The organism is Ruminococcus sp. BSD2780120874_150323_B10, from assembly GCF_015553695.1.
Taxonomy (GTDB): domain Bacteria; phylum Bacillota; class Clostridia; order Oscillospirales; family Acutalibacteraceae; genus Ruminococcoides; species Ruminococcoides intestinale_A.
This window is the reverse complement of record NZ_JADNHD010000006.1, coordinates 25,879-38,800: the sequence shown is the minus strand read 5'-3', so window position 1 is coordinate 38,800 and position 12,922 is coordinate 25,879. Positions and strand designations below refer to the sequence as shown.

The window sequence follows — 12,922 nt, the reverse complement described above, 5'->3', positions numbered from 1 at the left end:
TTAAATGCAGCTTTCAGGTGCAGAAATTATTTGTGAGTGTTTGTTAGAGCAAGGAGTTGATACCGTATTCGGTTATCCGGGCGGTGCGGCTCTTAATACATATGACGCTCTTTATAAGTACAGCGACAGAATCAACCATATTCTTACCGCTCACGAGCAGGGTGCGTCACACGCTGCCGACGGTTACGCAAGAGCTACAGGCAAAACAGGTGTTGTAATTACAACTTCAGGTCCGGGTGCCACTAATATTGTTACAGGTATTGCTACCGCAAATATCGACAGTATACCTGTTGTTGCAATCACAGGTAATGTTACTACCGACCAGCTTGGCAGGGACAGTTTTCAGGAAGTTGATATTGTAAACATTGTAAAGCCAATCACAAAAGCAAGTTTCCTTGTAGAAAAAGTCGAAGACCTTGCTCCTACTCTCCGTAAGGCTTTTGAAATTGCTCAATCAGGCAGAAAAGGTCCTGTTTTGGTTGATGTACCAAAGGATGTTACCGCAAACAAAACCGAATTTGAGGTTGTAAAGCCTAAAGAAGTTGAAAGAGTAAGCATTAAAAATCCCGAAAAAATCAAAAAAGTTCAGGATATGATAAGAAATGCCAAACAGCCTATTATATATGCAGGCGGCGGTATTATCAGCGCAAACGCAACGGAAATTTTCAAAAAATTTGCAGAGCTTACAGATATTCCCGTTTGCTGTTCGCTTATGGGACTTGGCTGTATTCCTGCCGACCACCCGCTTTGTATGGGTAATATAGGTATGCACGGCGGCTATGAAACAGGTATGGCTACCGACAAGTGCGACCTTATTATTGCGTGCGGTGCAAGATTTTCTGACCGTGTTGCGGGCGACAGAGATAAATTCGGCGCACAGGCTGAAATTGTACAGCTTGAAATTGACGAAAAAGAAATCAATAAAAATGTTAAGGTAAGCGAGTATGTGCTCGGCGACCTTGAATATATACTTGAGGCACTCTGCGACGGTATGGAACAGCAGAATCACGCAGAATGGCTTGAAACTCTCGGCGAATGGAAACATTATCTTGATAATAAAATTCCTGCCGACGACAAGTATCCGCAGCCGAAAGAAATTCTCGGCGCACTCAACGAAATAAAGAGTGACGATGACATTGTTGCTACCGATGTAGGACAGCATCAGATGTGGGTTGCGCAGTTCAATAAAGCACAGACACCACGCACACTCCTTACTTCGGGCGGACTTGGCACAATGGGCTTTGGTATGGGCGCAGCAATCGGCGCACAAACAGCTCATCCCGACAAGCGAGTTGTACTTGTTACGGGCGACGGAAGTTTTCATATGAACTTAAACGAGCTTGTTACTATGAAATCATACGACTTGCCTGTTGTAATCCTTGTTATGAACAACACAGTTCTCGGTATGGTTCGTCAGTGGCAGAAGTTGTTTTACGGCAACCGTTTCTCACAGACCGACCCGCACCGTGCAACCGACTTTGTCGCACTTGCCAATGCCTTTGGTATTGACGGTATGAGAATTAACACAAAAGAAGATATTAAGCCTGTACTTGAAAAGGCATTTGCTCTTAATAAGCCTGTACTCGTTGATTGCAGAATCAGTCCGGACCAGAATGTACTTCCTATGATTCCTCCGGGAAAAACTGTAAATGAGATAATCACAGAGATGTAATTTTTACTCCCGACTTTAACGAAAGTTACAGTCGGGAGTTGTGCTATAAGCTATAAGGAGTAATAATAAAAGGTTGACCAAACTTTTATAATTATCCGATAAAACACTCTGCCAAACTATAAATAAACTGACAATTTACAACGGGGTTGTATTTATGAAAACCGCTTACCACGAATTTTACAAAGATTTTAAATGTATAGCCGACAAATGTCCCGACAGCTGTTGCAAAGAATGGGATGTTGTGGTTGACGATGACAGCTATATAAAATATAAAAACGCAGACGGGGCATTCGGAGAAAAACTAAGAAGTGTAATGACGATTGACGCTGACGGCGACAGAATTTTTACTCTTAACAACAACCGTTGCCCGTTCTGGAATAAAGATATGCTCTGCGATATTTATATAAATATGGGCGAAAACGCACTTTGCGAAACCTGCAAAAGATTTCCGAGGATAACGCTCGATTATTCGCAATTTCAGGAAAAAATACTCTCGCTTGCCTGTCCCGAAGCACTAAGATTAATGCTGAAAAACGGTGCAATGGATAAAATCATTACCGCAGACAACAGAGAAGATGCCGAGCCGTGCGATTATGATTTTTCGGTAATGCAATTGTTATTGGGTGCAAGGCAAAAAATATTTGCGGTACTGAAAAATACGGATAACGATATATTCGATTGTCTGAACGGCATATATCAAATTTGCTTAAAGGTTCAGTCCGAATTTGACGGAATCTGTTACAAATCCGCTGTGATTACAGAGGATAGTTTTATAAAAGAGTACGGTCAAACTGTAAATTTGCTGTTACAGCTTGACATAATGACCGCCGAATGGAAACATCTGCTTACGGGCGCAAGCAAATATAAGCCGAATAAAGACGATATTCTGAAATTCAGAGAATACATACGCAATTACGAATACGAGTATAAAAACCTGATTTATTACTATATTTTCAGATATTTTTTAAACTCAATAGACAGCTATGATGTTACGGAATGTTTTGATTTAACGGCACTTGCGGTTAAATCGGCATATATTTTACAGATGTATAAATTTGCCGAAAAGGGCAGCTTGACTGCTGATGACAGACACAGAATAATCGGCTTGTACTCAAAAGAAGTTGAACATTCGTATGAGAATATTGAGTTTTTGCGAGATATTAAGTAAGGCTGTATAATTATTAACTGTCAGCGTGCATTGCCCACACACATAACTTTTATGCATCAACCAAAAAAAGCGGTTAAAAATATTGAAAAGTACCGCCATTATTGATATAATAAAGAATAAAGCTAATTTTTATAGAGAGAGGGTAAAACTATGCCTGAGCTTACAGTTCGTACAAGATATGCTCCAAGTCCTACAGGATTTATGCATGTCGGCAACCTGCGTACCGCTCTTTACGAGTACCTTGTTGCAAAATCCCAAAACGGCAAATTTATTTTGAGAATCGAAGATACCGACCGTGAAAGACTTGTTGACGGTGCGGTTGATGTTATTTATAATACTTTAAAACTTGCAGGACTTCAACACGACGAAGGTCCTGACCTCGGCGGCGACTTTGGCCCTTATGTTCAGTCAGAGAGAAAGGATATGTATCTTCCTTACGCCGAACAGCTTATAAAAGAGGGCAAGGCTTACCGTTGCTTCTGCTCAAAAGAGCGCCTTGAAAAAATCCAGAACGAAACAGTCGGCGGCGGCTATGACAGACATTGCCGTGATCTACCGCAGGAAGAAATCGACAGACTCCTTGCCGAGGGCGTTCCTTATGTAATTCGTCAGAAAATGCCGATTGAGGGCAGTACATCGTTTACCGACGCTGTTTTCGGTGAAATCACTGTTGAAAATACCGAGCTACAGGATCAAATTCTTATTAAAACAGACGGCTACCCGACATACAACTTTGCAAATGTTATCGACGACCACACAATGGGCATTACTCATGTTGTCCGTGGCTGTGAGTACCTTAGCTCAACACCTAAGTACAATCTCCTTTACGAGGCATTCGGTTGGGAAATTCCTACTTATATTCACCTCCCGCTCATTATGGGTAAGGACGCTGACGGCAATGTATCCAAACTTTCAAAGCGTCACGGTGCAACAGGCTTTTATGATTTGATTGACGAGGGTTACTTACCGGAAGCTATCATTAACTATATCGCACTTCTCGGTTGGTGTCCAAAGGATAATCAGGAAATTTTCACTCTTAAGGAGCTTGAAAAGGCATTTGACATAAGCGGAATAAGCAAATCACCTGCTGTATTTGACTACGATAAACTCTCTTGGTTTAACGGCGAATACATCAAGGCTATGACCCCTGAAAAATTCACCGAGGTTGCAATGCCTTACTATAAAAAGGTATTCGGCGACAAACAGATGCCATACGAAAAGTTTGCGGCAATACTCCAAAAGCGTACAACACAGCTTACACAGATTCCTGAAATGCTCGATTTCTTTGCAGAATTGCCGAGTTACACAAAGGAACTTTTCGTAAATAAAAAGAGCAAGACAAATCTTGAAAATTCACCCGTAGTTTTGAAAGAGGCTTATGACAGATTAAAGGCTATGCCTGAATGGAACGAAACTTCAATTCACGATTGCCTTATTAATATGGCTGTCGAAAAAGAGCTTAAAAACGGCACGGTAATGTGGCCTGTAAGAATTGCGGCCGCAGGCAAAACCGTTACACCGGGCGGTGCTGTTGAAATTCTTGACATTCTCGGCAGAGATGAGTCACTTGCAAGACTTGAAAAAGGTATGGCAATACTTGCAGAATAAAACGACTTTTGCTTCAGATTAATTAAAAATCTTGCAAAATTGAGTAATACAGAGGGATATTATATGGCAGAAGATATTAAGAATACCGAAGCTACCGAAGTTCCGAACGGTAACTTTATTCATACATTTATTGAAGAGGATATTGCCGAGGGCGGCAGATTTGAGGGCAAAAAGGTACACACCCGTTTTCCTCCCGAGCCAAACGGCTACCTCCACATAGGTCACGCAAAGGCTATTTGCATTGACTTTGGCACAGCCGAAAAATTCGGCGGCATCTGCAATCTTCGTATGGACGACACAAACCCTACAAAGGAAGATGTAGAGTATGTAGACGCTATCAAAGAGGACATCAAGTGGCTCGGCTTTGACTGGGAAGACCGTTTCTACTTTGCATCGGAATACTTTGACCAAATGTACGATTACGCTGTCGAACTTATTAAAAAGGGACTTGCATATGTATGCGAACTCACACCCGAACAGATGAGAGAAAACAGAGGCGATACACAAACACCGGCAAAGAGCCCGTATCGTGACAGACCAATTGAAGAAAGCCTTGACCTTTTTGCAAGAATGAAAGCAGGCGAATTTGAGGACGGCAAAATGACGCTCCGTGCAAAAATTGACCTTGCGTCGGGCAACTTTAATATGCGTGACCCTGTTATTTACAGAATTAACCGTCTTACTCACCACCGTACAGGCGACAAGTGGTGCATCTACCCTATGTACGATTTTGCGCACCCGATTGAAGATGCTATCGAGGGTATCACTCACAGCCTTTGCTCACTTGAGTTTGAGGCTCACCGTCCGCTTTACGATTGGGTTATCAACAATATTTCCGTTCCTAACAAGCCTCGTCAGATTGAGTTTGCCCGTCTTGGCATTAACAACACAGTTATGTCAAAGCGTAAACTCCGTGAACTTGTTGAAAAGAATTATGTGAGCGGTTGGGATGACCCAAGAATGCCTACGCTCTGCGGACTTAGAAGAAGAGGTTATACCCCTAAGTCTATCCGTTCGTTTACGGAGCAGATCGGCGTATCAAAGGTAAATTCTATCGTTGAGTACGGTTTTCTTGAGCATTGCCTGCGTGACGATTTAAATGAGAACGCAAAGCGTGCAATGTGCGTACTCCACCCTATAAAGCTCGTTATCACAAACTATCCAGAGGGTAAGGTTGAGGAGTTTGAGGTTGAAAACAACCCGAACCGACCGGAGGACGGTACAAGAACGGTTACTTTCTCAAGAGAATGTTTTATTGAGGCAGACGACTTTATGGAAGAGCCGATTAAAAAGTACCAGCGCCTTTATCCGGGCAATGAAGTAAGACTTAAGTCAACTTACATTGTAAAATGCACAGGCTGCAAAAAGGACGAGGACGGCAATGTGGTAGAGGTTTATGCCGAGTATGACCCCGAAACCAGAGGCGGCAACACACCTGACGGCAGAAAAGTAAGAGGTACAATCCATTGGGTTGACGCAAACAACTGCGCAGATGCAGAGGTAAGACTTTACGATAACCTCTTTACAGTACCCGATCCCGATACAGGCGACAGAAACTTCCTTGACTACCTTAATCCGAAGTCACTTGAAGTTCTTACAGGCTGTAAGGCAGAGAAAAACCTTGAAACCGCTGTTGCTCCGCAGAGCTTCCAGTTTATGAGAATAGGCTACTTCTGCGTAGACAATAAGGATTCTTCACCCGAACACCTTGTATTTAACCGCAGTGTGTCACTTAAAGACGGATTTAAAAAGTAATTTTTAATAAGATTATATGATAAAACACCCGATTACACTTTTTCCGTAATCGGGTGTTTTGATTCGGTGAAGTTTAGCTAACGCTAAATTATCCTCCAAAAAGCAAAAAAGTTTACTCAATTTTTTCAAAAATTGCGGGTTTGGGCAGCGCCCATAAAAATCTTCAGATATAACAATTTATCAGGCGCAAACAGCCACGCTGTTTGCGTGCTAAAACCAAGTTTGTTAAAACAGGCGACAGCCATTAAAAAAGCCTATATTTTTTTAATGAAATAACGAATTTCTTTTCTTATTGCTATCGCTTTTTAAGGCTAACGCCGTTGTGTGTTCAAGCCGCCAAACAGCGAGCTGTTTGGCTATAGTCAGACTGCATAAACGGAAAGTATTTGTGGGCTTTGCCCACGACCTTTGAAAAGGTCGACCAAACTTTTATAATTGATTGGCAAATCAATTTGCTAAACCATAATTTGTTAATATTACCCCCAACATTAGAATATAAATGCACAAAAATGCCCGACTACGGAAAATCCGTAATCGGGCAACAATTTTAATTTAAAACAAATCAGCTGATTTTTGAGCCGGGTTCCATATCGTCTACAAAGATTACCTTTATTTCTTCTCCGCAAGTTGCGGCAAGAATCATTCCGCAGCTTTCAACACCGCAGAGCTTTGCAGGCTTGAGGTTTGATACAAGAATAATCTTTCTTCCGATAAGGTCGTCAGGTGTATAGAATTTTGCGATACCCGAAGCAACGGTTCTCTCTTTTACACCGTCAAAAATTGTGAGTTTCAAAAGCTTTTTAGCCTTTTTAATCGGCTCGCAAGCCTTAATTTCGGCAACTCTGAGGTCAACCTTGCAGAAATCGTCAATACCGATTTGAGCAACGCCCTCAATTTCTTCTTTGAGTTTCTCTGTCTTTTCGTCAACCTTTTCGTTATTCTTGATAATTGCGTTGAGTTCTTCGATTTCTTTCTCAACATCAATTCTCGGGAACAGAGCCTCACCTTTCTTGACTGTCACATCAAGCGGAAGAACACCGAATTTATCGGCATTTTCGTAAGTAGCGCACTTCTCGCAAGCGCCAATCTGCTCAAGTGCCTTTGGCATTGTGGTCGGCATAAATGCAGAGAGAAGTGTAGACGTAATTCTGATTGTTTCAAGTAAATTGTAAAGTACGGTTGCAAGTCTTGCTTTCTTTGTTTCGTCCTTTGCAATTACCCACGGTGCTGTTTCGTCAATGTACTTGTTAGCACGGGAAACTACCTTGAAAATCTCGGCGAGCGCATTGTTAAGCTGGGTTTTATCAATAAAGTCATCAACGCTCGACTTAAGTGCGGTAGCGGTTGCGATGAGGTCATCGTCAAATTCTCCGCCTTCACGCTCTGTAGGAAGTGTGCCGCCAAAATATTTTTCAACCATTGCAACGGTTCTTGACACAAGGTTGCCAAAGCCGTTTGCAAGGTCGGAGTTAATACGGTTTATCATAATTTCGTTAGAGAACGAGCTGTCTGCGCCGAGTGCCATTTCACGAAGAATGTGATAACGGATAGCGTCTGCGCCGTATCTCTTGCCAAGTACAAACGGGTCTACAACATTGCCGAGTGATTTACTCATCTTCTGACCGTTAAAAGTAATCCAGCCGTGAACAGCAAGGTGCTTTGGAAGCGGCAAATCGAGAGCCATAAGCATTGCAGGCCAAATGATAGCGTGGAAACGCATAATATCCTTTGCAACCATATGCACATCGGCAGGCCAGAATTTATCAAAATCATTATAAGCATCGTTATAAAAACCAAGCGCAGAAATATAGTTTGAAAGTGCGTCAATCCACACATATATAACATGCTTATCGTCAAAAGTTACAGGAATACCCCACTTAAAAGAAGTTCTCGACACACAAAGGTCCTCAAGACCCGGCTTGATAAAGTTGTTTACAAGCTCTGTCGCACGGGTTTTCGGCTGTAAATAGTCGGTTTCCGTAAGTAATTTTTCAATTCTGTCGGCAAAAGGTGCCATTTTGAAGAAATAAGCCTCTTCCTTAGCCTCTGTAACCTCTCTGCCGCAATCCGGACATTTGCCGTCAACAAGCTGGCTTTCTGTCCAGAAGCTCTCACAAGGAGTGCAGTATTTACCCGAATACTCGCCCTTATAAATGTATCCCTTATCGTAAAGTTCTTTAAAAATCTTCTGAACAGTCTTGATGTGGTAATCATCGGTGGTTCTTATATATCTGTCATAGTCAACATTCATAAAGTTCCAAAGGCTCTTGAAGGTTTTAACTACTTCGTCAACATATTCCTTGGGAGTCACACCCTTTTCGGCAGCTTTCTGCTCAATTTTAAGACCATGCTCGTCAGTACCCGTAAGAAACATTACATCATAGCCCTGCATTCGTCTGTAACGAGCGATAGAGTCGCAAGCAACAGTTGTATAGCAATGTCCGATATGCGGATTGCCTGACGGATAGTAAATCGGTGTCGTGATGTAATACGGTTTTTTCTGACACATAAAAAATTCCTCCCTTTTCAGCAAATGAGCTGTATTTTTATTATACCAATATCATACAAAAAATGCAATAATCAAAGTAAAACTAAACAACAAAAAGCCCGAATAATATTGCCGATATTACAAAACATTTACGGTTTGCAAATATATTTTTGATTTTTTAAAAATATATTATAAAAAGGCTTGACAAATCTGATAACAAGGTGTATTATAATATAGCTGTAAAGATACAGGCAATAAATATCGCGGGATAGAGCAGCTCGGTAGCTCGTCGGGCTCATAACCCGAAGGTCGTCGGTTCAAATCCGGCTCCCGCAACCACTAAGAAACGGCTTAACCGCTAAGGTTTTGCCGTTTTTCTTTTTGTGATTTTATTTTTTTGTTATTCCAACTTTAACAAAAATAAATTTACCTTTTGTCACTTCTCAAATAATTTATAAAAATATAGACTTTTGTGTGTACTTTTGGTATAATAAAAATAATTATAGGCTTATACAAATTTAACAACATAAAGGCGAATTATTATGAAAACTATAGATTTAATAGTACCGTGTTACAACGAAGAAGAGGGACTTGAGCATTTTGTGCTTGAAACCAATAAGGTTATTGACTCAATGCCCGAATATTCATTTCGATATATCCTCGTCAATGACGGCAGTAAAGATAAAACTTACCTTGTTATGAAAAAGCTCGCAAAGCAGTTTTCCAATGTAAAGTATATTTCATTTTCAAGGAATTTCGGTAAAGAGGCGGCTATGTACGCAGGACTTCAACATTCCACCGCCGATTATGTGGTGGTTATGGACGCCGATTTGCAGCATCCGCCGACACTTTTCCCACAAATGGCAGACGCTCTCGAAAACGAGGGCTACGATGTCTGCGCCACAAAGCGTGACGAACGAGAGGGCGAAAGCAAATTCAGAGGAATTTTCTCAAAAATGTTCTTTGCTCTTTCAAATAAACTCACCGATACCAAAATGCCTTACGGCGCTATGGATTTCAGAATGATGAAAAGACAGGTCGTCGATTCTATTCTTGAACTCGCCGAAGTTCAGAGATTTTCAAAGGGAATATTCTCTTGGGTAGGTTTCAACACAAAATGGATTTCATTTAAAACCGTTGACCGTCAGCTTGGACAGACAACATGGAAATTCTCAAGTCTTTTTCGTTATGCGATTGACGGAATTACCTGTTTTTCGGTTGCTCCCCTCCGTTTTACGGCAGTAATGGGTGCGATAATCTTTGTTATTTCGCTTATCTATATAATGATAACCCTTGTTCAGACGTTGTTTTTCGGAATTACCACACCGGGTTATGTAACTACCTTGTGTGCGGTTCTGTTTTTGGGCGGAATTACCGAAATGTCTATCGGTATTCTTGGCGAATACATAGGCAGAATTTATATGGAAACCAAGGACAGACCGATTTACATAACAAAATTCTCTAATTTTGAGGACGAAGACAACGAGGAAAAGGAATGATTATGGGCGATTTTATAAAAAAGTTTTTTGATATAAAGTTTTGGAAGTTTATTCTGGTCGGCGTAATCAATACCCTCGTTGGCAACGGCTTGCAGTTTGTGCTCTTTGCGCTTTTTGCGTGGGACAGATACGAATGGGGTGTGTGGCTCGCCTCGGCTCTCGGATACTTAATCGGCAGTATTGTAAGCTATTTTCTTAACAAATACTTTACATTTAAAAATACAGAAAAGGGTTGGAAACCGATTTTACGCTTTGCGCTGAACATTGCCGTTTGCTACGCACTATCGTATTGCATAGCGATTCCGCTAATCAAATGGATTTGTACGGCGAATAATTTTACAATGTTCTCATTTACGGTTGAACAGTTTGCAGGCTATACCTCAATGATACTCGGCTCTTGCCTGTTTGTAGCGTTCAACTACATAGGACAAAGATTCTTTGCCTTTAAAGAAAAGAAATGATAAAACAAGAATACTCCCGACATTAACATAGGTTATATCGGGAGTATTGCGATTTTTAAACGGTTATTTTTTAATTGAGAGAAATTAGAGATTACCTGAATTTTTAACCGATTATAAAAGCTTGATCAACCTTTTATAATTGTTTGGCAAAATACTACCCTAATCATTAAAACAAAGATGTGATATTATGAGTAAAGCGATGAACATTGCCAAAAAAATATCAAAAAGTCCTCTTGCACCGCTTGCAAAAGTTGCGTTTGATATATTTGCAAAGGTACAGTTCGGATATTTGAATTTAAAATGGAAAATCAGCGGAAAGAAAATGCCGACTGCCGAGCAGGCACACGAAGTTACACAAAATGTAACATTTATGTTCAAGTCCTTTGAAAGGCAAAAGCAGGCAAAAAAGCTGTATAAAAACATTCAAAAACACTACCCCGGTGCAAAAGTGGTGATTGCAGACGACAGCAAAGTTCCGCTTGAAATAAAAACAAAGCACAATCCGCCTACCGTAATTCATATGCCGTTCAACAGCGGACTCAGCAAGGGGCTTAATCTCGCACTTGCCGAGGTTAAAACCGAGTATTTAATGCGTATGGACGATGACGAGCTTTTAACTCCGCTTTCAAATATTTATGACGAGCTTAGTTTTCTTAAGTCGCACAAAGACATTGACCTTGTCGGATTTGTGCCTCTTACCGCAGGCAAATGTACTCCTGTGCAGAAAATCGCCCGAAATTACAATGAATTTGATATGAAAAATGCCTATAAACCGCTTAAAATACCGCATTTGACAAAGATAGACGAAAACCATATTGTATATGGAAAAGTCCCGAATATTTTTCTTGCAAAAACGCAGAAAATCAAAGAAATAGGCTGGGACGATAACATAAGAATGATAGATCACCACGAGTTTTTTCTCCGTGCGGCAGGAAATATTGTGTCGGTAATGAATCCGAACACGGCAGTATTTCACATTCACAATCCGTTTGACAATTATTACAACAGTTTCCGCAGTGATTTCAGAGATGATTTTTACTATATAAAAGGCAAAATGCTCGCAACAAGAAAGTCCTTGCGACAAGATAAAAGTTAATAATAAATAAAGTATTGACATTGCTGTTCATACAAAAGCTGTGATATACTTTATAGGTAAAAAACTGAAAGTCTATTAATAACTATCGGATAATAAAAAGTTTTGTCAAACTTAGTCTTAGCACGCAAACAGTCAAGCTGTTTACACCCGACAGATTGCTATGACGGAAAATTTTATCCCTTGTTTTTTTAGATTCTTGACAAGTACATTAGTACTACTGACAATTTAACTCCTGCAATATTGTATCAAACGCAAAACACCCTCTCCGCTTGGAGAGGGTGAAATTTTGCGTTGTTTTATTATTCACTGCCATATTTTTGCTTTACTAATATATGAGAAATATTTTCCACATCGGATTTTTTAAGTTTTATAAGCATATTGCAGCAAGCGTAGTCATCAGTCTTAGGCCATGCGTAAATATCTATTCTTGAAACAATCAACTGATTTCCGTCTGCATTAATGGACTCAATAAAAGAATAATCATTAGAACCGATAATACCGATATGTGCATATAAGGCATTTTCTTTAAAAAATTCATCGTCAAAATCCGATGATTCAGCTTTGAATAAATCACAAAACTGTTCTTTTGAAGTTATAAGAAAATTACATCTTTTTATTGAATCAAATTCATTCATTGTAACAATACCGTTGTTTTCATTGTATATAATCTCATACGGTATGCCTTTACCGGGTATTTCTTCATCATAATAGTAATATTGTGTTTCTTCGGTAACATTATTATACGAATCACCCAGCGGTTTGTAACACTCATAATCTGTACCGACTATCTTTTTCTGAATTTCCGACACATCGTTTACATTAAAACCGCCGTCACCGTTAAAATCAAGGTGTTCGAGCATTGCGCCTGTGATTACTTCGTTGCCGACAAGCTGTAACTGCAAAGCCGTAACATCGGATATATCTACAGCATTGTCCGCATTGTAGTCACCGATTTTTGTATATGTAAACTTTTGATTTTCTGCCGCAAATGCAGGGATTACCGCTGTTGCACCCATACACAGCGCAAGTGCCGTTGATACTAATATTTTAGATTTTTTCATAGTCCTGCCTCCCTTTTTCATTAATTTAATAAAATTATACCATAAAACAACGAATATGTATATAACAGTGAAAAAAATCAACATAAAATTTTATCCCTTGTTTTTGTAGATTTT

General features: G+C 40.2%; 9 protein-coding genes and 1 tRNA gene. 8 read left to right on the top strand and 2 right to left on the bottom strand.

What is annotated here, in order from left to right; genetic code table 11:
- Nucleotides 1-4: 4 nt before the first annotated feature.
- From ilvB to I2E21_RS05270, 4 genes are all read left to right on the top strand, one after another.
- Nucleotides 5-1,672, top strand: coding sequence for a biosynthetic-type acetolactate synthase large subunit (ilvB, locus tag I2E21_RS05285; protein ID WP_195410641.1), 1,668 nt, complete (start codon nt 5-7; stop codon nt 1,670-1,672).
- Nucleotides 1,673-1,826: 154 nt separating this feature from the next.
- A complete protein-coding gene (gene fliB, locus I2E21_RS05280) occupies nt 1,827-2,840 on the top strand; it encodes a flagellin lysine-N-methylase (RefSeq protein WP_186935595.1) in 1,014 nt (337 codons plus the stop codon).
- Between the two features lie 150 nt (nt 2,841-2,990).
- Nucleotides 2,991-4,448 carry a glutamate--tRNA ligase gene (gene gltX, locus I2E21_RS05275; RefSeq protein ID WP_195410640.1) on the top strand — a complete coding sequence of 486 codons (1,458 nt, stop codon included), beginning with the start codon at nt 2,991-2,993 and terminating at the stop codon, nt 4,446-4,448.
- A 63-nt stretch (nt 4,449-4,511) separates the two neighbouring features.
- The gene (locus tag I2E21_RS05270; protein ID WP_195410639.1) at nt 4,512-6,203 is read left to right on the top strand and encodes a glutamine--tRNA ligase/YqeY domain fusion protein; all 1,692 of its coding nucleotides are present in this window, start codon (nt 4,512-4,514) and stop codon (nt 6,201-6,203) included.
- 562 nt (nt 6,204-6,765) lie between these two features.
- On the opposite strand, the gene metG is transcribed toward I2E21_RS05270, so the two are convergent.
- On the bottom strand, nt 6,766-8,712 hold the full coding sequence (gene metG / locus I2E21_RS05265; RefSeq protein ID WP_195410638.1) for a methionine--tRNA ligase: 1,947 nt from the start codon (nt 8,710-8,712) through the stop codon (nt 6,766-6,768).
- A gap of 241 nt (nt 8,713-8,953) precedes the next feature.
- Between metG and I2E21_RS05260 the strand changes: the two genes are divergently transcribed.
- The 4 genes from I2E21_RS05260 (at nt 8,954) to I2E21_RS05245 (ending at nt 11,747) form a co-directional block, all read left to right on the top strand.
- Nucleotides 8,954-9,030: transfer RNA gene (locus I2E21_RS05260), tRNA-Met, on the top strand.
- Between the two features lie 203 nt (nt 9,031-9,233).
- A complete protein-coding gene (locus I2E21_RS05255) occupies nt 9,234-10,190 on the top strand; it encodes a glycosyltransferase family 2 protein (protein WP_195410637.1) in 957 nt (318 codons plus the stop codon).
- A 2-nt stretch (nt 10,191-10,192) separates the two neighbouring features.
- Nucleotides 10,193-10,651 carry a GtrA family protein gene (locus I2E21_RS05250; RefSeq protein WP_022234671.1) on the top strand — a complete coding sequence of 153 codons (459 nt, stop codon included), beginning with the start codon at nt 10,193-10,195 and terminating at the stop codon, nt 10,649-10,651.
- Between the two features lie 187 nt (nt 10,652-10,838).
- Entirely contained in the window at nt 10,839-11,747 is a 909-nt protein-coding gene (locus tag I2E21_RS05245) for a glycosyltransferase (protein ID WP_195410636.1), read from the top strand.
- Nucleotides 11,748-12,046: 299 nt separating this feature from the next.
- Here I2E21_RS05245 and I2E21_RS05240 read toward each other — a convergent pair whose 3' ends face one another.
- On the bottom strand, nt 12,047-12,808 hold the full coding sequence (locus tag I2E21_RS05240) for a dockerin type I repeat-containing protein (RefSeq protein WP_195410635.1): 762 nt from the start codon (nt 12,806-12,808) through the stop codon (nt 12,047-12,049).
- Between the last annotated feature and the right edge of the window lie 114 nt (nt 12,809-12,922).